We start from the raw sequence: 22,416 nt of genomic DNA on the forward strand, positions 1-22,416 counted from the left end.
GACAAGCATGTCGAAGATCATCGTGCAGCGTCGTGCGTTGCTGCTGGGCAGTGCCGCCGTGGCCCTTGCACCGGTATCCGCCTTCGCCGCAAGCGATGTCGGCAAGCCGGCGCCCGCCTTCAGCGCGCCGGACAGCAACGGCAAGGTGTGGTCGCTCGCCGAGCTCAAGGGCAAGGTGGTGGTGCTCGAGACCTCGAACCAGGACTGCCCGTACGTCCGCAAGCACTACAGCTCCGCCAACATGCAGACGCAGCAGCGCGAGGCTGCGGCCAAGGGCGTGGTGTGGCTGACCGTCGCCTCCTCCGCGCCGGGCGAGCAGGGCTTCGTGACAGCCGCGGAAGCCAACGAACTCACCCGGACGCGCAACGCCGCGCCGGCGGCCTTCCTGCTCGACCCGCAAAGCAAGATCGCGCGGGCCTACGGCGCGACGGTGACACCGCACATGTACGTCATCGATGCCTCGGGCACGCTGGTCTATAAGGGCGGCATCGATTCGATCCCGTCGTCGAACGTGGCCGACGTGCCGAAGGCGACGCAGTATGTCCGCGTCGCGCTCGACCAGGTGCTGGCCGGCAAGCCGGTGACCGAGGCCTCGACCCGACCCTACGGCTGCTCGCTGAAGTACGGCAACAACGCCGCCTAAGGAGATTGTGCGATGCCGCATGACGGCTGGCATCCGCACGATCATCCGCACGGGCACGCGCATCATCACCATGGAATGCGCCATCCGAAACGCCGGATGGTGCTTGCCGCAGCGACCTTCCTGCCGTTCGGCGGCGCCAATGCGCAGACGGTCGACGCGGCGCAGCGCATCGCCGACGCAGCCAACCGCTTCCTCGCCGGACTGGACGACGCTCAGCGCAAGCAGGCGGTGATTGCCTTCGACTCGGGCAATCGCCTCGACTGGCATTATATCCCGCGCAGCCGGCGGGGCCTGAGCCTGGGCGAGATGAAGCCGGCGCAGCGCGAGACGGCGCAGGCGCTGTTCGCCACGGTGCTGAACGAGCGCGGGCTGCAGGCGGTCGAGAACGTGCGCATTGTCGAAGGCGTGCTGCGCGAGCAGCAGGGCTCGTTCCGCGATCCTGACCGCTACTATGTTTCGATCTTCGGCACACCCGGGCGTTTCCCATGGGGCTGGCGGCTGGAGGGCCATCACCTGTCGCTGAACGTGGCATTGCCGGCAGCAGGGCATGTCAGCGCGACGCCGTTCTTCATCGGCTCACATCCAGCGACGGTGCGCGACGGTCCGCACAAGGGCCTGCGCCCCCTCGGGCCTGCGGAGGATCTGGCGCGGCAGCTCATGGCCTCACTCACGGAAGAGCAACGGCGCAGCGCAATCATTGCCGAGCGCTCCTTCGGCGAGATCGTCGCCAGTCCGGGCCGCGAGCGCGACCTCGCGCAGCCGGCCGGCCTCGCTCTTTCGGCGATGGACGGCACGGCGCGCAATCTCGTCGAGGCGCTGATCGACCGCTTCGTCGGTGCGCTAGCGCCCGATCTCGCTGCGGCGCAGAAGCAGCGGGTGATCGAACAGGAACTCGGCCGCTTCCGGTTCGCCTGGGCCGGGCCGCTCGCACCAGGCCAGGCGCATTACTTCCGGGTGCATGGGCCGGTCACGCTCATCGAGCACGACAACACGCAGAACAACGCCAACCACATCCACTCGGTATGGCGCGACCTCACGGCCGATTTCGGCAACGATGCGTTGGCGGAGCACTACCGTCGCGACCGGCATCGGTAGCAAGCCGGTCAGGCTCCTGCGCCCGGAACCACGCTGTTTTCCTGCATCACCCCTGCTTCGGGACCTTGACCAGCACCTCGCGCGGCTCGCCATCCTTGGCGTCGTCACCGTCGGACAGGATCAGCAGCCGCAGTCGTCCTGACGTTACGTCGAGAGGCAGGAGGCCTTCCGGCTTGCTCGTCTTCTTGGCATGCGCCTCCTCGGTGATGTCTCCCAGAGACTGCATCTCGACGCCGTGGCCATCCCACCAGTGAACGTCATATTGCCCTGCTTCGTCCCCCGTCGGCCCGGCAAGGACCAGCAGACCCTTTCCATAGGCCACGAGATCGCGCACCCCGCGCCCATCGCGCAGCTTGACGACCTTGAGCTCGGCCCCGTCGCGTCCCTCTCCGAACAATGTCGCCAGCGGCACAGACAGGATGGGTGCGCCCCGGCTATCGATCGATGGGCCGCGGAATCCCACATACAGCCGACCGTTCAAGATCGCGACCCCTTCGATGGTGATGCCGTTGCCCGCGCCGTCGGCACGACGTTCGAGAGGTTGGTCCATGTATTTGCGGAGCGTCTCGTCGGCGGCGATGAATTCGCGCAGCTTGCCGGTGCGCCTGATCTCGAGCACGTCATTCATCGACAGCTTGTTGCCGATCGGTTCCCTGAGGCGAATACGAACGATCTGGCTGGCCGCGGCAACCTTGGCCTTGATCCTGTCCCCGGACCCGGGCGCGCCATCATCGCTGTCGCGCCTGGGATGGCCGCGGGAGCCGACGACGTAGAACGAGTCTCCGAAAAAGGCCACGCCTTCCCCGTCCAGCTCCAGCTTTTTGTCGCCGTAGAAATTGTCGATCAATGGGACGACGTCGCCAGGCTCGATCTTTCCCTCCTTGACGGTGACGAATTGGCCCGCCTGCAAATTGTCGTCGATCACCAGGCAATGCCGCGGCAGCCCGGTCGACGTCGTGCACGCAATGCCGCTCACATCGCGCGAATGCTTGCCGTCCTTACCGAGGATCCCATCCTCGACCTTCCACTTCTCAGCCAGCGCCGTGCCGCACCATGCCGGCGAGAGGGCGGCTCCGATGCAAAGCATCATGCTCAGCCGAATTGACCAGTAGGGGGAAAGCCAGGGCATGGAAACCTCCCGCGCAGGCGCGCCGTACGCCGATGTCATGGCACCTCGCCAGTCTCTCTATACGAGCATAACTCACCTTCATACAACCCAATAGAGGTCATTGCACGGCCGATCTCCCATCCGTCCTCGCGTCGCGGCGCGATTCTTGCGTTTTGCCCCGTCGTTCCAGCACCGAGGGAGTTTCATGCTGAGCTCACGCGAAGTGGTCGCACGGACCGAGGCGCTCATCCCGGTCCTCCGCGAGCGCGCAGCCGCCGTCGACGAGCTGCGCGAGATGCTGCCGGCGAGCGTGACCGACCTGAAATCGGCCGGCACCGCACGGCTGTTCCAGCCGGCGCGGTTCGGCGGCTGCGAGGCCGACCTGGCGAGCGGGGTCGAGGCGCTGGCCGCCGTGGGACGCGGCTGCGGCTCGACTGCCTGGTGCATGGTGCAGCACATCACGCACAACTTCATGCTGTCGCACTGGCCCGACCAGGGCCAGCACGACATATGGGGCGATGACCCGACGCGCTTCGTGAGCGGCATCTTCATCCCCGCCTGCGGCCGCGCGCGCAGCACCGAGGGCGGCTACGTGCTGTCTGGCCGCTGGCCCCTGATGAGCGGCGTCAACACCAGCGACTGGTGCCTGTTCGCCGCCCTGGTCGACGGTGGCGGCGCGGACACGCACCGCTACTTCGCCCTGCCGCGCGACCAGGTCGAGATCGTCGATACCTGGCACGCGGTCGGCCTCAAGGGTTCGGCGAGCAACGACGTCACCGTCGCCGACCTCTTCGTGCCCGAGCATCGCACCCTGTCGATCACCCACCTCAAGGGCGGCGCCTCGCCCGGCAACACCATCAACACGAGCCCGCTCTATCGCACGCCGAGCTACTGCCTCTTCGGGGTCTATATCAGCGCCGCCGTGCTCGGCATCGCCGAGGCCGGCCTCGAGCTCTATCTCGACGGCGCGCGCAGCCGGGTCGCGCTGGTGTCGCGCCAGAAGGTCGGCGGCTATCCCACGCAGCAGGTCAAGGTGGCGGAAGCCTCGGCAGCGCTCGCTGCCGCGCGGCAGCTCCTGCTGGCGATCTGCGACGAAGCCGGCGGCATCGCCGCCCGCAACGGCCTGCCGGGCGACGAGCAGCGCGCGAAGTTCCGCTCGCACGCCGCGTTCGCCGGACGCCTGGCGAGCCGCGCCGTCGAGTTGCTGTGGGACGCCGGCGCCAGCAGCAGCATCTACAGCGACAATCCGATGTCGCGCATCTATCGCGACATGAGCGTCGCCGGCCGTCACTTCACCCAGAACTGGGACGTCAACGGCTCGACCCACGGACGCGTCCTGATGGGCTTCGAGCTGGGCGACCCGACGTTGTGAGCACGACGCTCGTCGAGCCCGGCTCAGAACCGCTCTCTCACTCCGACCGCTGCCCCCGCGTTCCGTAACGATTCGCCAGCCGCGCGATCAGGAACGCGACGTACATCACGCCCAGGACCTGCTCGACCACGATCAGCGCGCGCGCCATGCCGGTGACCGGCGTGATCTCACCGAAGCCGGTCGAGGTCAGCACCGTGAAAGAGAAGTACATCATAGCCGCCCAGTCGAGCCGCTCGTCGGGTGCATGCACGGCGCCCGCGTAGAAGGCATCGGGCTGGACCTGCTGCAGCAGCCCGAACACGCAGGCGAAGGTGAAGGCGATCAGCACGTAGGCCGCCACCGCGCCGAACACCTTGTCGTTGGTGATCGGCTGCCAATCGAGCACGTAGTAGAGCAGCGCCGCCGTGATCGAGCCCATGAACGTTGCCGTCGCCAAGAGTGTCGCCGGTCGTAGCCAATGCTGCTCGCCCATCCGGTCGGCCGCGATGCCGTGGAAGGTGAGCAGCGCCAGGATGCCGACGAGCAGCAGCGTGCGACGGCGCGCATGCAGCGCCCACAGGCCGAGCACGAGGATGCCAAGCGTCCCGAGCGCGAGGAACGAGGCACCGACCGCTGACTCGACGAGCAGCGGATGGATCAGGATGAACACGATCAGCGCGCCCAACAGCGCGCTGCAGCGGTTGCGGCGCAGCCAGGCGATGCGGCGCAGCAGGCGTCGGCGCGGCATGGTCGCCCTGTCGAGCCCCACTGCTGCTACGATCCGGCCTGCTGCCCGGCGGTCTGGCCCTGGCCGAGCGGCGAGGCGGCAACGGCCGCGGCACGTTCCGCGAGGAAGCGGGTTGCCGCCTTCTCGCCCTCGGCGATCAGGCGGTTGATGTTGTCGGGGCCGCGATCGATCTTGCCCTCGTAGTCGAGCAGGTCCTGGAGCTCGATCGGCATCTCGATGCACGGGATATGGTACGGCTTGTCGGGGTCGGTGTGGAACGACTTGGGTATGCGCACTGGCCCCTTGATGTCGAACCGGGCGAGGAATTCCGGCCGGAAGGCGTCGGCCAGGATCATGTCGTTGATCAGATCGAGATGGCCAAGCTGCTGGAACAGCGAGATGTTGCCCTCGAGCTGGTTGCGGCGGTCGATGATCTCGCCCGGCTTGATCGGCACGCTCAGCCGCGCGGTCGGGTTTATCTTGATCAGCCAGATCTCGTCGGGGACGTTCTGCTCGCCCATCGACCGGGGCCGGATCAGCTCCTCGACCGGTGGATTGTCGGAGAACAACCCGTCCCAGTAGGCGTCGGTGCCGATCTGCACCGCGGGGAAGATGCTCGGCACGGCGCACGACGCCAGGATGTGCTCGACCTTGATCGCCTCGCGGCTGGAGACGAACTTCGCGAGCGCGCCGCTGGTCACGTTGGCCGCGCCCAGGATCAGCACGGGACGTTCCGGCCGCGGGCCCCAGGACGCGATCTCGGCGAAGTCGATGTGGGTTTCCAGAAGCCCGCGGAAATCACCGAAACCCTTTCGCTGGCCGGCCGTCATGAACTGCGTCATCGACTGCATGACCGGCGACGACGGGCTGATCTGGAGCGTCGGCAGCATGCCGGTATTCACCATGCGAATCGATTCGACGATCATGCGGTTGATCGCGTTCTCGACCACGCCCTGGGCGGTATTCTCTTTCCAGAATTCCATCATGCGGCCCCACACCGGCCGCTCGCCCTTCATGAAGGCGTACCACAGCAGGGTCGCGCACACCGCGCCGCCCGACGTGCCGCTGATGCCGACGACCTCGAACTCGTTGTCGATCCTGGCCTGGCACAGCGTCTTCAACGCCCCGGCGGTGAAGGCGGTCTGGCTGCCGCCGCCTTGACAGGCGATCGCGATCTTGAGCCTGGACATCGCTTCCCCCCGCTTCCCATCGGATCGCGTCACGCTACCGACACGCGATCACAATTACATCAAGGCTCTGGACGCCGCTAGCAGACGGCGCTCGCAGCGATGCCGTGCGGTCCGAACAAGATGAACTGGAGGAGATGCGGACTGCTGTTACGGAGCCTTGAGCAGGCCCTGCCCGTCAGGCGTCGGCGATCCGCCGCCCGGTCTGCGAGTCGAAAAGATGCAGCCGCGTCGCACCGATCGAGAAGCGCCGCTTCTCGCCGGGCTGAGCCTTGACGTGGCCACCCTCGCGCACCGTGACCAGCTCGCGCGCATCGCCGAAGCGACCGTGCAGCAGCGTGTCGGCGCCGAGCGGCTCGGCCATCTCGATCTGGAACTCGAGCGGCCCGTCGCTCGACGACAGCAGGTGCTCGGGCCGCAGGCCGAGCGCGACCGGCGTGCCGGCAGGCGCACTGGTGGCCGCCGCGAGCGGCAGGGTCACGGGCTGGGGGCCGGGACTTGCCAGCTCCACGCTCCGGCTGCCGGGGGCAACCTTGGCTGCAAGGAAGTTCATCGCCGGCGAGCCGATGAAGCCCGCCACGAACACCGAGGCGGGTCGGTCATAGACGTCCATCGGCGTGCCGATCTGGTCGGCGACGCCGGCATTCATGACGATCAGGCGGTCGGCCAAGGTCATCGCCTCGACCTGATCGTGGGTGACGTAGATCGAGGTGACGGCAAGCTCGCGTTGCAGACGCTTGATCTCGAGCCGCATCTGGACACGTAGCTTGGCGTCGAGATTGGAGAGCGGCTCGTCGAAGAGAAAGACGGCCGGCTCGCGCACGATGGCGCGGCCCATCGCGACCCGCTGACGCTGACCGCCCGAGAGCTGGCGCGGCAAGCGCTCGAGCAGCTGCTCGAGCTCGAGCGTCTTGGCCGCCTTGCGCACGCGGCGGTCGATATCGTCCTTGGCCAGCTTTCGCATCTTCAGGCCATACGCCATGTTCCGATACACGCTCATGTGCGGATAGAGCGCATAGTTCTGGAACACCATGGCGATGTCGCGGTCCTTGGGCTCCAGCTCGTTCACGACACGATCACCGATTGCAATTTGGCCGCCGGTGATTCGCTCGAGCCCGGCCACCATGCGCAGCAGGGTGGACTTGCCGCAGCCCGAAGGCCCGACGATGACAACGAATTCGCCGTCGGCGATCTCCATGTCGATGCCGTGGATCACCTCGACCTTGTTGTCGTAGGTCTTCTTCACGCCGCGCATATGGACTTGCGCCATGGCCCTACTTCTCCGTCTCGACAAGGCCGCGCACGAACTGGCGCTGCATGAACGCCACGACCAGCACCGGCGGCAGCATGGCGAGCAGCGCCATCGCCATCAGCAGGTTCCACGCCGGCACCGCATCGACCACGTTGGCCTGGCGCGAGACCGTCATCACCACGGTGTAGAAGCTCTCCTTGGTCGTGATCAGCAGCGGCCAAAGATACTGGTTCCAGCCATAGATGAACTGGATCACGAACAGCGCCGCGATCGAGGTGCGGCTCATCGGCAGCAGGATGTCCCAGAAGAAGCGCATCGGCGAGGCGCCGTCGACCCGGGCGGCCTCGGCCAGCTCGTCCGGTACGCTGAGGAAGAACTGCCGGAACAGGAACGTCGCGGTCGCAGAGGCGATCAGCGGAATGATCAGCCCCGAGTAGGAGTCGAGCATGCCCAGGCTGGCGACGACGCCGTAGGTCGGCACGATACGCACCTCGACCGGCAGCATGAGCGTCACGAAGATCGCCCAGAAGAAGGTCATTCGCAGCGGAAACCTGAAATAGACGATGGCAAAGGCCGAGACGATCGAGATGACGATCTTGCCGATCGCCACGCCGAGCGCCATCACCATGCTATTCGTCAGCGTGACGATAAGCGGGACGCTGCCGGGACGACTCTTGTAGCCCTCGGTAAGCACGGTCACGATGTTCTCGAACAAATGGGTGCCGGGCCAGATCGGCACCGGTTGACGCAGCATGGTATCCTGATCGTGGGTGGCGGCAACGAAGGTCATCCATACCGGGAAAGCAATGATGACGACGCCGAGGATTACCACGAGGTGACTGAGGAAGGTCACGAAGGGCCGATTCTCGACCATCAGTAGTGCACCCGTCGTTCGATGAAGCGGAACTGGATGAAGGTCAGCAGGATCACGATGGCCATCAGGATGACCGACTGGGCCGAGGAGCCGCCGAGATCCTGGCCGCGGAAGCCGTCGTTGTAGACCTTGTAGACCAGGATATTGGTGGCTTGGCCCGGCCCGCCCTGGGTGAGCGAGGCGATCACGCCGAAGGTGCCGAAGAAGGCATAGTTGACGTTGATGACCAGGAGGAAGAACCCGGTCGGCGAGAGCAGCGGGAAGGCTATGTCCCAGAACCGCCGGCCGGGCCCCGCGCCGTCGATCGCCGCCGCCTCGATCAGCGATTTGGGAATGGACTGCAGGCCCGCGAGGAAGAACAGGAAATTGTAGCTGACCTGGTTCCAGATCGCGACGATGACGACAAGGATAAGTGCCTGATTGCCGTTGGTGACGTAGTTGAAGTCGATGCCGATGCCCTTGAGCATCCACGACACCGTGCCGACCGAGGGGTTGAATAGAAAGCCGAACACCACACCGGCGACGGCCGGTGCCACCGCATAGGGCCACACCAGGATCGACTTGTAGGTCGACGCGCCGCGGATGATGCGATCGGCCATCACCGCCAGCAGCAGCGAGATCGCCAGCCCCAGCGTCGCCACCAGGAAGCTGAACACCACAGTGATGCGGACCGAGTCGTAGTAGGACGAGTCGTTCAGCAGGTGGGCGAAATTTTCGAACCAGACGAACTTGGTGTTGCCGCCGAATGCGTCCTCGGTGATCACCGATTGGAAGATCGCCTGGCCGGTCGGCCAGAAGAAGAAGACTACCGTAATGACGATTTGTGGCGCCACGAGCAGGTAGGGCAGCCAACGTTCGTTGAAGGTGACGCGCTTTTCCATACGTCAGCCGATAAGAGACTTCGTCGGACTCCTCTCCCCCGCTAGGGGGAGAGGTGGAGTGAGGGGATTGCGCATGGCCTTGGACGCCCCCTCACCTAGCCTCTCCCCCTGGCGGAGGAGAGGAATATGAGAGGGCCTCGGTTCTCTCTACTTGTTCGCCGCTTCGAACTTGCGCAGGAGCTCGTTACCGCGCTTCACCGCTTCGTCGAGCGCGGTCTTCGCGTCCTTCTTGCCGGACCACACGTTTTCCAGCTCCTCGTCGACCACGTCGCGAATCTGCACGAAGTTGCCGATGCGCAGACCCTTCGAATTTTCGGTCGGCTCGTGCAGCGTGAGCTCCTTCACGGCGATGTCGCGGCCAGGGTTGTTCTTGTAGAAGCCGGCGTCCTCGGTGAGCTTGGCGGCGGCCAGCGTGATCGGCACGTAACCGGTCTTCTGGTGCCATTGCGCCTGAACCTCGGGACTGGAGAGGAAGGTCAGGAACTTCGCGACCCCCTTGTACTCGGCCGCCGGACGGCCCTGCAGGACCCACAGGGTGGCGCCGCCGATGATCGAATTCTGCGGCTCGGCCTTCACTTCGGGCGAGTACGGCATCATGGCGATGCCTACCTTGTCCTTGCCGAGCGCTGCTTCGATCGCCGAGGCCGAGCCCGACGAGGCGATGTGCATGGCGCACTCGCCGCCGGTCACCAGCGCCGTCGACTTGCCCTCGCGGCCGCCATAGACGAAGCGCTTGTCCTTGCCCCAGTCGGCCAGCATCTGGATGAACTTGACCCGCGGCTCGTCGTTGAACTTGAGCTCGATGTCGGTGCCGCCGAAGCCGTTGGCCTTGGTCGCGTACGGCAGATTGTGCCAGGCGCCGTAGTTCTCGATCATCGTCCAGGTCTGCCATTGCGGGGTGAAGCCGCACTTGCCTCCGGACGCCACGATCTTCGCGGCCGCGTCGCCGACTTCATTCCACGTCTTGGGGGGCGTGTTCGGATCGAGGCCCGCCTTCGAGAACATTTCCTTGTTCCAGTAGAAGACGGGGGTCGAGGAATTGAACGGCATCGACAGCAGCTTGCCGTCGGTCGTCGAGTAATAGCCGTAGACGGGGCCAATGAACGCCTTGGGATCGAACGGCTCCTTGGCGTCGGCCATCACTTGGTAGACCGGGTAAACCGCGCCCTTGGCGGCCATCATGTTGGCGGTGCCGACCTCGAAGACCTGCACAATATGCGGCGCCTGCTTGGCGCGGAAGGCGGCGATCGCGGCAGTAAGGGTCTCCGTGTAGGAGCCCTTGTAGACCGGCGCGACCTTGTATTCAGTCTGGGACTTGTTGAACTGGTCGGCCAAGGCGTTGACGGCATCGCCCAGGTTGCCGCCCATGGCGTGCCACCACTGGATCTCGGTCTGCGCGACGGCTCCGTGGCCGCTGGCGAGCATTGCCACCGCAGCGACGGACGACAGCAGGATACGTGACATGATCTGAAGACCTCCCAAGAGAACCCCGGATATATCCGTGGGCCGCACGACTTCACTGTGTCTGTTTTATTTCATTCCGGTTACACTCCATCAAGACTGTCCCCACACGCAACCCCTTAAATCTGTGGCGCTCTATCGCCCAGGGCCTGCAGGATCACATCGGGCGCGTCGGTGATGACGCAGTCGACGCCCATGCCAACCAGGGCCCGCGCGACATCGCCGTCGTTGATCGTGTAGACGCTGAGGGCGTAGCCGGCCTTGCGGACCTCGACCGCCCGCGGCGCGGTCAGCAGCTTGCCGTCCGTGTTGATTCCCGCCGCCGAGACCGCTTCGGCGCGGACCTGCCAATCATCGTCCAGCGCGCCGATCAGCAGTGCCCGCGCGAATTCCGGCGCGGCCTGGAAGGCCGCCAGCAGCGAGGCGTCCTTGAAGCTCGACAGCAGCGGTGCAGGCAACACGGCCGGCCAGCAGCGCCGCAGCGTCTCGACCGCGACCCGCGCCGTCTCGGCCTCGCGCCCTTCACAAGGCTTGATCTCGACATTGCAGCCCAGGCCCAGCGCTCGGAAGCAATCGATCGCCTCCTCGAAGGTCGGCACCTCCTGGGGGAGCTCGGCACGCGGCGTCTCGGCCACCAGCCGATCGATCCCCATCGTCCGTGCAAGGGAGGGGTCGTGCATCAGGATGGGCACGGCGTCGGCCGTCAGCTTGACGTCGATCTCGACCCAGCCGGCGCCGCGGCGACGGGCCTCATGGAAGGACGCCAGGGTGTTCTCGGGTGCATAGGCCATCGCCCCACGGTGACCGATGACTTTGGGCAGTTGCAGCATTTGCCGATCCAACGCTTACTCGGGCGGTTAAGGTGAGTGGTGCAATAGACGAGCGGCCTGCCTCATGTCGACGTTTCCCGATCAATTCCGCCTCGGCGGCCGGACGGCCCTGGTCACCGGTTCCGGCCGCGGCCTGGGCTGGGAGATGGCGCGAGCCCTGGCCGAAGCCGGCGCCCGCGTCCTGCTGCATGGCCGAGCGGCCGATCGGCTGGCTCCGCGGGTCGCCGAGCTTCGCGACGCAGGTTTCGCCGCCGACTCGGTGGTGTTCGACATGGCCGACCGGCCGGCCATGCGCCAGGCGCTCGCGGATTCGGGGCCGATCGACGTGCTGATCCACAATGTCGGCGAGCGCGACCGCCGGCCCTTCGCCGAGATCGAGCCCGAGGATTTCGCCCGGCTGATCGATGTCGACCTGTCGGCCGCCCATGCCCTGATACGGCTGGTGGTGCCGGACATGATCAAGCAGGGCTGGGGCCGGCTGATCCTGGTGAGCTCAATCGCCGGCCAGCTCGCGGTCCCCGGCGCTTCCTCCTATATCGCCGCCAAGGGCGGGCTGGCGGCCCTGGCTCGGGCTCTGGCGGCCGAGCTCGGAGCCACGGGGATTACCACCAACGCCCTGTCTCCCGGCTTCTTCGGCACCGAGACCAACGCCAAGCTGATGGTTTCGCCGATGGGAGAACGACAGCGCGAGCGCTGCCCGGCCAAACGCTGGGCCCGGCCGGATGAAATCGCCGGGGCTGCCCTGTTCCTGGCCTCCCCCGCCGCCTCCTATGTCAACGGCCATACGCTGGTCGTGGACGGCGGAGTCTCGGCGACCTATCTCGCGTAAGCCAGCACCGGAGCGGAGACTTTTCATGCTCTTCCGGGCCGCGAGCCTCTGGCTCGCTCATGATCATGAGCGAGCCAGAGGCTCGCGGTCCGGAAGAGCATGAGGCCGTGCTTTAGCCCACCTCGGACCGCCGGGCGAATGCCGCCCGCAATTCCGATAGAACCGCGAGGACGGCGCTGAGCACCAGGCCGATGGCGAGTCCAAGGCCAAGATTGACGCTCCAGCGCGGGCGCGTCGGCTCGCGCACGTCCGGCATCGACGGCGCCTGGATGATCGCGATGTTGCCGATGCGATTTTCGTTCAACGCGTCGAGCAGACGGGACTGCTCCAGCCGGACGGTGATCTGCTTCACCTCGGCCCGCGCGGTATCGACGGCGCGCTCGAGCGACCAGCGTTCGGGATCCTGCTTGGAGACGGTTGCGATCTGGCCATCGAGCTTGCCCAGTTCCTCGCGCAGGGTCGCCAGGCGCGCCGCCATCGATGCCCGGTCTGCATCGGTCCGCACCAGCTCCTGCTCGACCAACATCAGCGCGGGGTTGCGCGCCTGGCGCACGGTGCCCGAGAACTCCGTGCTCAGCTGACGAAGGAACTGGTCGGCCAGCCTGATCTCGGCGCGCACCTGTTTCAGCGGCGGGCTGTCGTCTGCAAACTGAACCAGCAGCTCCTGCTCGCGAAGCCGCAGGTTGAGCAATTTGGTGCGCGCATCATCGACGACACGGCTCGGCTCCTTGTCGACATGCGCGGTGATCTCCGCCGGCGTCGTCTGAGCCTGCTTGCGGAGATTCGTCACACGATCGGCGACCGCGGCCAGGTCGGCATCGGTCCGTGCCACGAGAGCCGAGAGGTCGGACCATTGCTGCAGCAACAGGGGCAAGCCGTTCTCGTAGGCCAGCGCGCCATAGCGCGTGCGGAAGTCCGCCAGCTTGTCGGCCGCGGCAACCATCCGGCCCTGGGCGAGCTCACTCTGCTGCTTGAAGAACTCGGTCTGGGAATTGGCGTAGATGCTGAGCGAGCGATCCCGGAAGATTTGGATCAGGGTGGCGAGAGTGCTCTCCGCCAGTGCCGGATCGGAATGCTGGAAGGACAGCTGCACCACGTTGGAGGTGCGCAGGGGCCGGGCGGAGAACGACCGGCTGAACCGCTCCGTTGCCTTGGTGAGATCCGGCTGCCCGTCCGGCAAGCGCAGGTCGGGGTACAGCCGCTCTGCTCCCACAGCGGCCAACGTTGCGCGGACAATGTCGCGGCTCTGCAGCAGCTGCACGAGCGTATTGAGCAGCTCCTCGGTGCTGGCCGAGGTCGGCACCGGCTGGTTGGCCGCCTCGCCGACTTCGGACCGATAGATGAATTCGCGACCGAACTTCACGACGATCACCGAGTCGGACTGGTAGACCGGCTTCATCAGGAGCGTGACGACGACGGCCGCCAGAAGGCACGCGACGACCGTCACGAGCATGAGCCGATGGTGGCGGCGAACGATTCGGAGGATGTCCCGGAAGGTCAGAGCGCTGTATGAAATTCCCACTCGCCGAGAGGCAGTGCTTGACGCGGAACTGTTCGTATCTACCAATTCGTCGACTCACGAGTCAGTGCGCAATGGACCTTCGAGGCCTAAGGTTCGGGGCCCTGATCGAATTTTACACCAGTACTCACAAATGTGCACCTGAACGCTGGCTCGCCTTCCAGGCATCGGGCAAATTGGCGAAGAAATCAGACATCGAACGGATGAAGCCGAAGTCTCAACTGCAATACGTCCTGCTCCTTTTCGTCTTCAGCGCGCTGCTCGCCGGTTGCGGACAGACCTCGATGCAGGCCGGCAAAACCAACCCAGCACAATTTGTGCCCTGGAGCGAGGAGAAGACCGAATACACGGTCGGTGTCGGCGACGAGATCGAGGTCAAGCTGCCGTACAATGCCGAATTCAGCGATCGCGTCACGGTTGGACCCGACGGCCGCTTCACCCTGCCGCTGATCGGCGAGGTCCGGGCCGAGGGCCGGACGGTCGCGGATCTGACGGCCGAGCTGGATAGCCGCTTCAGCCACGATCTTCGTTCACCGCGCGTACAGGTTGCCATCCGCAACTACGTCTCCCAACGCATTTTCGTCGGCGGCGAGGTCAGCAAGCCCGGCGTCTACACGCTGCAGGGCCGTACCGGTCTCATGGAAGCCGTCATCGTTGCCAACGGCAATGGTTCGCTGGACACGGCGCGCATGAGCAAGGTCGTGCTCATCCGTCGCAGCAGGGACGGCCAGCCGATGATGCGCACCGTCGATCTCACGAATTTCATCCGCGGCTCGGAGAACGATGTACCGCTGCAGTCTTCCGACGTGGTGTTCGTGCCGAAATCGACGATCGCCGAGCTAAACCAGTTCATGGACCAGTTCGTGACCCGGATGATCCCGTTCCAGCGCAGCTTCATCTACACGCTCGGCAAGCAGCAGAACTATTTCTGAGCGGTCAGTAAGGCGCGAGACACTCGTCCGGAAGCTTGTAGCCCCCGGCGACGTCGACGACGGCAGTCCGCTCGATCGATGCGAAGGTGGCTCCCGACTGGCGCGGACAATCGCGCGCAAACCCCCGTCTCACCAGGTCCGCCGCGAGGTCGCGACCGCCTGCGACGCGGCATTGCGCGGCCTGAAGCCCGCCGCGGAAAACACCCTTCCTGGGCGCACAGATCACCGTCTGGCTGCCGATCAGCGCCGCCAGGCCCTGCATGGCGGTGTAGCCGCCGAATTCGTTCATCGGCGGCGCCGCGATGCCCCACAGCCGGTAAGTCACCTGCTTGATCCGCAACGTGTCGCCGCTCACGACTTGCGCGCGCCCGGAGACCTCGCCCGGATTGACGATCACTTTCTCGGTGACCTTCGGGGGCGTCGTCTCTTCGGGCCTGCTCACCACCGGGCTCGGGACGCTGAGGGTTGGCGCATAGATCGCCGGAGACTGCGCCATGCTCACCGGCGGCCAGGCAGCAGCGACGGTCAGTCCGATCAGCATCAGCAAGGTCCGGCAAATGCTCTTCATCCTCAAACTCCGACGATGTGCCGTATCCAGGGGTTGAGATGCGGATAGAGAAGCCAGCTGAACGGCAACGCCACCAGCAGCGCACCGCCCACCCAGAGCCGGTCTTCCCGGCCGATCGGCTCCCAGGCCCAGGGATTGCCGGCCACTGTCAGGCCGCCGACGCCGACAAGGAAGCCACCCGCCACATCGATCCAGTCGTGCTCGGTCAGGACCACGCGCGAGATACCCTGGGCCAAGGCGATGGCGCCCAGTATCGCAAGGAAGAACAACGGCCGCCATGGCGTCGGAGGCAACTCCTGGCGGAGCAGGACGAGGGCCAGGCCGCCATGGAACGTCACCGCGAGGGCAACGTGACCGCTGGGGAACTGCGACCAGTCCGGCTCATAGGGCATCGACCGCTTGATGATCAGGACCGTGCCGAGGCCCAGCAACATGCCGCTGCCCCAGCACAGGGCGATGCGCAGATGCCCGCGCGCCGCCAGCATGACCAGCGCCAGCATGATCAGCGATGCGGCAAAGCCGATATCGGCCGACAGGCTGAGCATGCTCAGCATCGGCCAATCCGACGCAGGGGACACGGAACAACACATGCAGCCGCCGGGTCGTCGCCACCGACGGGCGGCGAACGCAGGCGACGCTACTATGCGGCCTGCGGAAAGTGTGCGCTCATTTCCGCACTTCTGCCCGTGATATCAACAGGCCGCCATAGAGCGCCAGGGTGGCGTCGACCATGCGCTGACGCCCATCCACGGCGACCATCCCCTCGCGGGCGGCCCGGCCCATCGCGGCGAGCCGCTGCGGGTCGGCGGCCAAGGCTGCAAGGGCCGCGGCGAAGGCCTCCGGTGCGTTCGGCGGCACGATCAGGCCGCTGACGCCGTCGCTGATGGCCTCGCGACTGCCGCCGACATCGGTCGTGAGCACGGCAACGCCGTGGCTGGCGGCTTCCAGCACCGCGTAGCTGAACCCTTCGTAACGGCTCGGCTGGGCAAACAGGTCGAACGCCGGATAGCACGGCAGCGCATCGACCGCCCCGAGCCAGCTCACCTGCCGGGCACAGCCGAGGCGCTCGGCCTGCTGGCGTGCCGTCGCGCCCTCTTCGCCCTCGCCGATCACCACCAGCCGCGCCTTCGCATTGGCCTTGGCGACCGGGGCGAAGGCGGCGATCAGGACGTCGATGGCCTTCTGGCGGCGGAGCCCGCCGACGAAGCCGATGGCAAGGATGTCGTCGGCAAGTCCCAGGGCCGCTCGTGCCTCCCGGCGCGTCGGCCCGGCCATGGCGGCCACGCCGTTCGGGATCACGACGAGCTTCGTCCGCGGGATGCCGAGGCTTGCGATGTGCTCGCACTCGGCGGACGAGACCGCGATGATCCGATCAGTCAGCCGCGCCAGGGCCTTCTCGCCGACCCCGTAGAGCAGACGCTTCGCCCCGCCCAACAATGGATCCTGGGTCGAGATGGCGTGCGGCGTATAGACGACGGCGCCGTCGTTGCCGATCCCCGCGAGCCGGGCCAGCATGCCGCCCTTCGACGAATGCCCATGGATCACGTCGTACGGCCCGGTCTGAGCCACAAGCCGGCGCACCTGCAACGTCGGAGAGATATCCCACGGGCCAGGCGCGCGCCGCATCGGCACGGCGTGGAAGCCGACGTCCTTCAGCCGCGCCCGCCCGGCCCGGAACAGGTCGTCCTCGCGCAATGGCGAATAGATCACGACGGGCGAATGGCCTGCGCGCACTGTTCCCTCCGCCAGGTCCAGTATGTGGCGCGCCACGCCGGTCGACGCCGCTTCCACGACATGGAGGATGCGCATGGGCTGCTGCGGCCGAAGAGCCGTCATGCGAGCCGCCGCCCCAACTGCGCCATGAACTGCCCCAGGAAGAGCCAGCCAACGATGATATAGACGCCGAAGAACGCCGGCGTGAAGACGAAGGCGTCGATGATCTGCAGCATCAGGAAGCCGGTCCAGACCACCGCCTCGGGAACCGGGCGGTCCTCGACCGGCGCCTCCAGCGATTCCGAGATCCAGCGTAGCACGCGCCCCACGGCCAGGCCGTAGAGGAAGCCGCCGATCAGCAGGCCCGGGAGGCCGAAGTTCACGTACATCTCGCCAAAGATCGGGGTACGCAGGCCGCTGTGATGCGTGGGGTCGAGGCCGGCAAGCAGCGGGCTCACCCGACCGAACGCAAAGGTCTCGCGGAACGGCATCAGGTAGGTTGGAATGAAGGAGAGATAGCCCGCGATGTAGGTCTTGCCCCATAGCCATTGCCCATCGTCCAGACCGCTCAGGATCCAGGCGAAGTCGCGCATGTCGGTCAGCTCATTGCCGAAGAAGAAGGTACCGAGGGCATTGCTCGACGCGGCGCCGTCTCCGCGCAACAAGGTCGTGAAGACCGCCGCCGACGCAAGCGCCAGCGCCCCGCCGGCCACGACCAGCAGGTTCCGAAAGCGGCGAGGCATGGCCAGGATGACCGCCACCTGGATCAGCGTGAGAATCGCAACCGTGCGATTGCCGCCGAGGATCCCCAGCAGGGCAATGCCGATTCCCAGCGCCACGACGCCCGGACGGCTCCAGCCGGCACCGTAGACCACGAGGCCGGCGGCGCACAGCGGCACGATCTGGCTCCAGAGATTGTAGAACGGCCGTAGCTCGGGCCGTTCGAATACCAGGGAACGCGCCACGAACGGCTGGAAGCCGAGGGCGAACAGCAGGCCTGTCAGGCCGAGCACGATGCCGATGGAGACGGCGGCCGCTCCGCTGCCGCACCATCCCTGCACGACGCTACGATAGACGAGGCTGCACAGGACCGGCGGTCGCGACAGCATCGCAGCACCCAAGCCTAGCCCACAGAGCATCGCCGTCACGCCGCCGGCTGTCAGGTAGAGCGCCAGATCCAGGTGCTCCACGATGCCGTTGAAGGACTGGCCCACGGCGACGATGTTGTTGTCCGACCACGCGAACGGATACAGCACGACGATCTTGAGAAAATACTGGAAGCCGAACAGGAAGCCCGCGAACGACAAGGCGCCCCAGCGCCGGTAGTCGAGGCACCAGAAGACAATAAAGGCGATCGCGCCGACGGCGAGGATCAACCAGTTCAGCGTGCCGATGCGCTCGACGGGCAGCCAAGGTGCGTCGTACATCGGCGGCCTCGCCCGCTCAGCCGTGCGGCCGGTGCCCGGCCAGCGGATAGCGCGCGGCCAGGACGACGTAGAGAATGGCTCCGCTCACGTACGCCGCGGTATAGAGCACGGCAAAACCCAGAAGGCTGAGATGCAGTAGTGCGTCGAGCGCCGCGACAACGGTCATGAGGAGCGCCACGCCGGTCGCCAGCCGGCCGATCGGCCTGAAGAATCCGGTATGGACGAGAACGAAGTTCGACACGGTCTGCACGAGATTGGCGAACACAAGAACGATCAGGACGTAGTTGAAGGCCGGCGGCACCTGCGCCGCGCTCCCGAGCAGAATGCCGAACAGCCGCTCGCCGGCGACCGCCAGGATCAAGCTGAGGCAAATTGCCGGAATTAGGCCCGCGATGAGAGCCTGCAATGTGCGCTTTCGCAGGCCGGCGGTGTCGCCGGCGGCGAACGCCCGGGTCTGCATCGGCACCAGCAGATCGCAGGCGGCGGAGAAGACGACGGTGGCGCCGCGGAACACCTTGAAGACGGTGTCGAAGACGATCGTCGGTCCGCCCAGCCCATGCAAGGCCGGCACGAGCAGCGACGGGAAAGTGTAGATGTACATCTCGCCAAGCGCATAGCGGCCGCTGCTCCACAGAGCCGAGCGATGACGCCGGAAGAAGGCAGCCGACGTCTGCGCCATCCGACCCGCTTCCCAGCGGAGGAGGCCGAGGCGACCGAGGCGGGCCAGCAGGACGACGAACAGAACAGCCCAGAGCAGATTGCTCCAGAGCATGAACGACAGGAACGAGATCGGCAGGAAGAGGCAGAAGATCAGGCTGATATGGCCGATCCTGCGCACTGCATCGAGGCTCTCGAAGAAGATGAACTGATCGCCGGCAACGCTCACGTTGCGCAGCACGAACCAGACCAGGTTGAGGGCGGTATAGGTAAAGAGCAGAGCCTCGTGGGTCGCCTCGAGAGAGCCTCGGCTCGTGCCGGCCGCGACAACAGCGAAGCACAGCAGCGCGCCCGCACCGACAACGATGGCGTAGATCAGCGCAATGCCGGCCGCCTGCACCGGCAACTTTTCGCCCTCGGCACCAGGTCCCACACGGCCCTTGAGAAATGCCTCGCGCAACTGGACGAACAGCACTTTCGCCACGCCGAGATCGAACAGCCACAGCGACACGCCGAGGCTGCCAATCACGATGTAGATCGAGAACTGCTCCGGGCTGAGTACGCGGGCAAAGACATAGGTCTGGACGAATCCGCTGGCGAGCGCGCCGCCGGCGGTCGCGGCCCGCAGCACCGCATAAACCGGCACCTTCCCCCTGATTTTGCTCGTCACGCCGCTTCCCTGCAGAGCTTCAGCAGGCCGGCGGCCGTGTTCTTCCAGGTGAAGCGCGCCGCATGCGCGCGGCCACGCTCGGACAGGCGCCGGCGCAGGTCGGCATCCTCCGCCAGCTGGACCATCTTCCGGGCCAGCCCGTCGACGTCATCCATGCCGGTGACCAGTACGGCCTCGCTGTTGCCGGCAATCTCCAGCAGGGCGGGCTGATCGCTGATCACCACCGGGCAGCCGCAGGTCATGGCCTCCAGGGGTGGAAGGCCGAAGCCCTCGTAGCGCGAAGGATAGACGAGCGCGAGCGCATGCTCGTACAGGGCGCGCAACTCGGCATCGGAGACATGTCCGACATAATGGATCACGTCGGAGGCGAACGTCCGATCATCCGCCCCCTGATGCACGCGGCGCTCACGCGCGCCGGTCATCACGAGATCGACATCGGTCAATCCTGCACGCTCGAAGGCCGCCGCGACCAGCTCAGTGTTCTTGTTGCGACTGCCCACGCCCACCGCCAGGAAAAATCGCCGGCCTTCGAGACCGTTCTTCTGCACCACCCCGCGATCAGCCGGCTGCCGCAGGATATGCTCGCCGCCTTCCGCGCAGATCGCCATCCGCGTGCCCGGAATGCCATACCACCGGGTGATCTCCCGGCGGGAGAACTCCGAGATGGTGACCAACCGGGCGGCAATGAAACCGAGCAGCGGCACCAGCACGCGATAGGTCAGCCTGAATGAGCGCGAGAACGCCTGCGGCATGACACGGGGCGTCGCGTCGTGCACGACCACGACCTGGCGGTGCTTGGTGACGGGTCCCAGATTGCAAAGATTCAGAAGCACACCGCCGAATGCAAGACGCGGCAGGTCGAGTTGCTCCCAGCCATAGCCGCCACTGAACAGACCGCCTTTGCGGACCGCGATATGCTCGAAAGCCGGCACTGTCGCGCCGCCTGGGGCGAGCAGCGTCACCTCCAGGCCGCGGCACGCTTCCGCCCCGAGCAAGCCATCGATGGCGCGGACGGTTTCCAGGGCCATGCGCTGAACACCCGTCTGCCGTTGCGTGAAAAAGCGTCCGTTGACGAAGATCCGCGTCATCAAGAGTTGCCGGCGGAAGGGAACAGCATGGCCGGCAGGGTACGGCACAGGATCTTCAGGTCGAGGCGCCAGGACCAGTGGGAGATGTAGTAGAAATCGAACTCGACGCGCTTGCGCAGCTTCTCCTCGGTGTCCGTCTCGCCGCGCCAGCCGTTGATCTGCGCCCAGCCGGTCATGCCCGGCTTCACGCGATAGCGGAGCGAATAGTTGGGCACCACGTCGCCGTACAGCTTGCCGTCGGCTTTCGCCATGATGGCGTGCGGCCGCGGCCCGACCAGCGACATGTCGCCCTTCAGCACATTGATGATCTGCGGCAGCTCGTCGATCGAGTACTTGCGGATGATGCGTCCGACCCTCGTCACCCGCGGATCGCCCTTGGTGACCAGGGTGTCGGCGTTCGTATCCGCCTTCGCGGTGTGCAACGACCGGAACTTGTAGATGCTGAACAGCCGGCCGAACTGGCCGCGCCGGGGCTGGCGGAAAATGACCGGCCCGGGACTGTCGAGCTTGATGGCGAGCGCAGTGCCGAGCAGGATCGGCGTCAGGAGCACGAGGACAATCGTTCCCAGCCCGAGATCCGTCCCCGCCTTTACCATCCGCTGGTACGGTGGCAGAGGCGGCGTCTGCAAGACCGGCGTCAGCTTGGCCGCCGCCGCGGCACCGCGGGCATCCAGGGCCGCGAAGGCTGGCAGGTCGGGGATCAGGCGGATGGTGGCCGGCATGAAGCGCAACAGCTCGACGAGCTGCAGGATGCGCGACCCGGCGGTCCAGGGGACGGCCAGAAAGACGTCCAGCTCCTCATAAGTCTCGGCAAAGGCCGCGACGGCATCCAGCGTACCGATATAGGGAAGGACACCGGTCAACGGCCCGTCGCGGCCCTGGCCGTCATCGAAGAAGCCAACCAGCCGATAGGGGCTCGACTCATCGGAAGCGACGCCTCGCGCCAGTGCAAGGGCCGCCGCGTTGTTGCCCACCACGACGGTAGGACGTTGCAGATAGGCGGCGCCGACGTTGTGACGAACGACACTGGCGACGAGAAGCCGGCAGATCTTGGCGGTGGCGGTAGCCGCGACCAGCCAGGCCGCCCATACGCCGAGTTCCACAAACGATAGGCCATGCTCGCCAAATCGGGTCGCCAGCGCACCCGCGAAAAGGCCGCCGAGAAGCCGGACGACGGGACCGATTTCGCCGCCTTCCAGCGCCGCGCGCCGGCGAGGATAGATCCGCAGCACCCAGGCCAGGATCAGGAAGGCGGCCGCCAGTCCGAAGATGACGGGTTGGCTGATCGACGCCTCGAGGCCGGCGTACCGCGCAAGCTCGCCCGAGACCAAGCCCGCTCCGATCACCGCAGCGGTATCGATGATGCAAAATAATGCGCCGAAGACGAGGACGAATACATAAGGCGAGAAGCGCTCCGAGCCCACCACGGCGGCAAAATCGTGGAAAATGCCCGTTTCCTCGGCGTCTTCGTCCATCAGCAGATGATCGGAAGCTCTCATGCGCCCCCACAGTCACCCCGAACATCAAGGGGATTATTGCAGTGATGATGAATTTTATCTACCGGCCCAGATGAATGTGTCGAACTTACCCTTTCCGCATCGATA

The 22,416-nt window shown here is 65.8% G+C and carries 21 protein-coding genes; 5 read left to right on the top strand and 16 right to left on the bottom strand.

What is annotated here, in order from left to right; all coding sequences use genetic code 11:
* Positions 1 to 7 precede the first annotated feature (7 nt).
* Positions 8 to 643, top strand: coding sequence for a thioredoxin family protein (locus ACQY8M_RS01505; protein WP_428668715.1), 636 nt, complete (start codon positions 8 to 10; stop codon positions 641 to 643).
* A 12-nt stretch (positions 644 to 655) separates the two neighbouring features.
* The gene (locus ACQY8M_RS01510) at positions 656 to 1,738 is read left to right on the top strand and encodes a DUF3500 domain-containing protein (RefSeq protein ID WP_428668716.1); all 1,083 of its coding nucleotides are present in this window, start codon (positions 656 to 658) and stop codon (positions 1,736 to 1,738) included.
* Positions 1,739 to 1,784: 46 nt separating this feature from the next.
* Here ACQY8M_RS01510 and ACQY8M_RS01515 read toward each other — a convergent pair whose 3' ends face one another.
* Complete coding sequence (locus ACQY8M_RS01515) at positions 1,785 to 2,663, bottom strand: DUF3616 domain-containing protein (protein ID WP_428668717.1); 879 nt, start codon at positions 2,661 to 2,663, stop codon at positions 1,785 to 1,787.
* 388 nt (positions 2,664 to 3,051) lie between these two features.
* Between ACQY8M_RS01515 and ACQY8M_RS01520 the strand changes: the two genes are divergently transcribed.
* Positions 3,052 to 4,218 (top strand): hypothetical protein, encoded by a 1,167-nt coding sequence (locus ACQY8M_RS01520; RefSeq protein ID WP_428668718.1) that lies wholly within the window; start codon positions 3,052 to 3,054, stop codon positions 4,216 to 4,218.
* A 37-nt stretch (positions 4,219 to 4,255) separates the two neighbouring features.
* Here ACQY8M_RS01520 and ACQY8M_RS01525 read toward each other — a convergent pair whose 3' ends face one another.
* The 7 genes from ACQY8M_RS01525 to ACQY8M_RS01555 all read right to left on the bottom strand — a co-directional run bounded on the left by ACQY8M_RS01525 (position 4,256) and on the right by ACQY8M_RS01555 (position 11,409).
* A complete protein-coding gene (locus ACQY8M_RS01525; RefSeq protein ID WP_428668719.1) occupies positions 4,256 to 4,945 on the bottom strand; it encodes a potassium channel family protein in 690 nt (229 codons plus the stop codon).
* Between the two features lie 26 nt (positions 4,946 to 4,971).
* Positions 4,972 to 6,114 carry a patatin-like phospholipase family protein gene (locus ACQY8M_RS01530; protein WP_428668720.1) on the bottom strand — a complete coding sequence of 381 codons (1,143 nt, stop codon included), beginning with the start codon at positions 6,112 to 6,114 and terminating at the stop codon, positions 4,972 to 4,974.
* Between the two features lie 175 nt (positions 6,115 to 6,289).
* The gene (locus tag ACQY8M_RS01535; protein WP_428668721.1) at positions 6,290 to 7,381 is read right to left on the bottom strand and encodes a sn-glycerol-3-phosphate import ATP-binding protein UgpC; all 1,092 of its coding nucleotides are present in this window, start codon (positions 7,379 to 7,381) and stop codon (positions 6,290 to 6,292) included.
* Positions 7,382 to 7,385: 4 nt separating this feature from the next.
* The gene (gene ugpE, locus ACQY8M_RS01540; protein WP_428668722.1) at positions 7,386 to 8,237 is read right to left on the bottom strand and encodes a sn-glycerol-3-phosphate ABC transporter permease UgpE; all 852 of its coding nucleotides are present in this window, start codon (positions 8,235 to 8,237) and stop codon (positions 7,386 to 7,388) included.
* Entirely contained in the window at positions 8,237 to 9,118 is an 882-nt protein-coding gene (gene ugpA, locus ACQY8M_RS01545) for a sn-glycerol-3-phosphate ABC transporter permease UgpA (RefSeq protein ID WP_428668723.1), read from the bottom strand. The genes ugpE and ugpA overlap by 1 nt, the downstream gene beginning before the upstream one ends.
* A 147-nt stretch (positions 9,119 to 9,265) precedes the next feature.
* A complete protein-coding gene (ugpB, locus tag ACQY8M_RS01550; RefSeq protein WP_428668724.1) occupies positions 9,266 to 10,582 on the bottom strand; it encodes a sn-glycerol-3-phosphate ABC transporter substrate-binding protein UgpB in 1,317 nt (438 codons plus the stop codon).
* Positions 10,583 to 10,698: 116 nt separating this feature from the next.
* The gene (locus ACQY8M_RS01555; RefSeq protein ID WP_428668725.1) at positions 10,699 to 11,409 is read right to left on the bottom strand and encodes a glycerophosphodiester phosphodiesterase family protein; all 711 of its coding nucleotides are present in this window, start codon (positions 11,407 to 11,409) and stop codon (positions 10,699 to 10,701) included.
* A gap of 64 nt (positions 11,410 to 11,473) precedes the next feature.
* Here ACQY8M_RS01555 and ACQY8M_RS01560 point away from each other — a divergent pair, with 64 nt between their 5' ends.
* On the top strand, positions 11,474 to 12,238 hold the full coding sequence (locus ACQY8M_RS01560) for an SDR family oxidoreductase (protein ID WP_428668726.1): 765 nt from the start codon (positions 11,474 to 11,476) through the stop codon (positions 12,236 to 12,238).
* Between the two features lie 112 nt (positions 12,239 to 12,350).
* Here ACQY8M_RS01560 and ACQY8M_RS01565 read toward each other — a convergent pair whose 3' ends face one another.
* A complete protein-coding gene (locus tag ACQY8M_RS01565) occupies positions 12,351 to 13,685 on the bottom strand; it encodes a GumC family protein (protein WP_428668727.1) in 1,335 nt (444 codons plus the stop codon).
* A 62-nt stretch (positions 13,686 to 13,747) separates the two neighbouring features.
* On the opposite strand from ACQY8M_RS01565, the gene ACQY8M_RS01570 reads away from it, so the two are divergent.
* Positions 13,748 to 14,689, top strand: a complete 942-nt coding sequence (locus ACQY8M_RS01570; RefSeq protein WP_428668728.1) for a polysaccharide biosynthesis/export family protein — start codon at positions 13,748 to 13,750, stop codon at positions 14,687 to 14,689.
* A gap of 4 nt (positions 14,690 to 14,693) precedes the next feature.
* Here ACQY8M_RS01570 and ACQY8M_RS01575 read toward each other — a convergent pair whose 3' ends face one another.
* From ACQY8M_RS01575 to ACQY8M_RS01605, 7 genes are all read right to left on the bottom strand, one after another.
* Complete coding sequence (locus ACQY8M_RS01575) at positions 14,694 to 15,230, bottom strand: thermonuclease family protein (RefSeq protein ID WP_428668729.1); 537 nt, start codon at positions 15,228 to 15,230, stop codon at positions 14,694 to 14,696.
* Between the two features lie 29 nt (positions 15,231 to 15,259).
* Complete coding sequence (locus ACQY8M_RS01580) at positions 15,260 to 15,811, bottom strand: phosphatase PAP2 family protein (protein WP_428668730.1); 552 nt, start codon at positions 15,809 to 15,811, stop codon at positions 15,260 to 15,262.
* Positions 15,812 to 15,923: 112 nt separating this feature from the next.
* The gene (locus tag ACQY8M_RS01585) at positions 15,924 to 17,066 is read right to left on the bottom strand and encodes a glycosyltransferase (RefSeq protein WP_428668731.1); all 1,143 of its coding nucleotides are present in this window, start codon (positions 17,064 to 17,066) and stop codon (positions 15,924 to 15,926) included.
* A 23-nt stretch (positions 17,067 to 17,089) separates the two neighbouring features.
* Positions 17,090 to 18,397, bottom strand: coding sequence for an O-antigen polymerase (locus tag ACQY8M_RS01590; RefSeq protein WP_428668732.1), 1,308 nt, complete (start codon positions 18,395 to 18,397; stop codon positions 17,090 to 17,092).
* A gap of 16 nt (positions 18,398 to 18,413) precedes the next feature.
* Positions 18,414 to 19,724 (bottom strand): hypothetical protein, encoded by a 1,311-nt coding sequence (locus ACQY8M_RS01595; RefSeq protein ID WP_428668733.1) that lies wholly within the window; start codon positions 19,722 to 19,724, stop codon positions 18,414 to 18,416.
* The gene (locus ACQY8M_RS01600) at positions 19,721 to 20,812 is read right to left on the bottom strand and encodes a glycosyltransferase family 4 protein (protein WP_428668734.1); all 1,092 of its coding nucleotides are present in this window, start codon (positions 20,810 to 20,812) and stop codon (positions 19,721 to 19,723) included. Before ACQY8M_RS01600 ends, ACQY8M_RS01595 begins: the two co-directional genes overlap by 4 nt.
* A complete protein-coding gene (locus tag ACQY8M_RS01605) occupies positions 20,812 to 22,311 on the bottom strand; it encodes an exopolysaccharide biosynthesis polyprenyl glycosylphosphotransferase (protein WP_428668735.1) in 1,500 nt (499 codons plus the stop codon). The genes ACQY8M_RS01600 and ACQY8M_RS01605 overlap by 1 nt, the downstream gene beginning before the upstream one ends.
* Between the last annotated feature and the right edge of the window lie 105 nt (positions 22,312 to 22,416).

This window comes from Reyranella sp. (genome assembly GCF_965279465.1).
In the GTDB taxonomy this organism is placed as follows: Bacteria; Pseudomonadota; Alphaproteobacteria; order Reyranellales; family Reyranellaceae; genus Reyranella.

What these genes read in the sequence shown, in the direction of transcription:
- ACQY8M_RS01560 (WP_428668726.1), top strand. Translation starts at nt 11,474, where the DNA reads ATGTCGACGTTTCCCGATCAATTCCGCCTCGGCGGCCGGACGGCCCTG.
- ACQY8M_RS01575 (WP_428668729.1), bottom strand. Translation starts at nt 15,230, where the DNA reads ATGCTGATCGGACTGACCGTCGCTGCTGCCTGGCCGCCGGTGAGCATG.
- ACQY8M_RS01590 (WP_428668732.1), bottom strand. Translation starts at nt 18,397, where the DNA reads ATGTACGACGCACCTTGGCTGCCCGTCGAGCGCATCGGCACGCTGAAC.
- ugpE (WP_428668722.1), bottom strand. Translation starts at nt 8,237, where the DNA reads ATGGTCGAGAATCGGCCCTTCGTGACCTTCCTCAGTCACCTCGTGGTA.
- ACQY8M_RS01555 (WP_428668725.1), bottom strand. Translation starts at nt 11,409, where the DNA reads ATGCTGCAACTGCCCAAAGTCATCGGTCACCGTGGGGCGATGGCCTAT.
- ugpB (WP_428668724.1), bottom strand. Translation starts at nt 10,582, where the DNA reads ATGTCACGTATCCTGCTGTCGTCCGTCGCTGCGGTGGCAATGCTCGCC.
- ACQY8M_RS01585 (WP_428668731.1), bottom strand. Translation starts at nt 17,066, where the DNA reads ATGCGCATCCTCCATGTCGTGGAAGCGGCGTCGACCGGCGTGGCGCGC.
- ACQY8M_RS01580 (WP_428668730.1), bottom strand. Translation starts at nt 15,811, where the DNA reads ATGCTGAGCATGCTCAGCCTGTCGGCCGATATCGGCTTTGCCGCATCG.
- ACQY8M_RS01530 (WP_428668720.1), bottom strand. Translation starts at nt 6,114, where the DNA reads ATGTCCAGGCTCAAGATCGCGATCGCCTGTCAAGGCGGCGGCAGCCAG.
- ACQY8M_RS01510 (WP_428668716.1), top strand. Translation starts at nt 656, where the DNA reads ATGCCGCATGACGGCTGGCATCCGCACGATCATCCGCACGGGCACGCG.
- ACQY8M_RS01605 (WP_428668735.1), bottom strand. Translation starts at nt 22,311, where the DNA reads ATGAGAGCTTCCGATCATCTGCTGATGGACGAAGACGCCGAGGAAACG.
- ACQY8M_RS01570 (WP_428668728.1), top strand. Translation starts at nt 13,748, where the DNA reads ATGAAATTCCCACTCGCCGAGAGGCAGTGCTTGACGCGGAACTGTTCG.
- ACQY8M_RS01520 (WP_428668718.1), top strand. Translation starts at nt 3,052, where the DNA reads ATGCTGAGCTCACGCGAAGTGGTCGCACGGACCGAGGCGCTCATCCCG.
- ACQY8M_RS01505 (WP_428668715.1), top strand. Translation starts at nt 8, where the DNA reads ATGTCGAAGATCATCGTGCAGCGTCGTGCGTTGCTGCTGGGCAGTGCC.
- ACQY8M_RS01600 (WP_428668734.1), bottom strand. Translation starts at nt 20,812, where the DNA reads ATGACGCGGATCTTCGTCAACGGACGCTTTTTCACGCAACGGCAGACG.
- ACQY8M_RS01525 (WP_428668719.1), bottom strand. Translation starts at nt 4,945, where the DNA reads ATGCCGCGCCGACGCCTGCTGCGCCGCATCGCCTGGCTGCGCCGCAAC.
- ugpA (WP_428668723.1), bottom strand. Translation starts at nt 9,118, where the DNA reads ATGGAAAAGCGCGTCACCTTCAACGAACGTTGGCTGCCCTACCTGCTC.
- ACQY8M_RS01535 (WP_428668721.1), bottom strand. Translation starts at nt 7,381, where the DNA reads ATGGCGCAAGTCCATATGCGCGGCGTGAAGAAGACCTACGACAACAAG.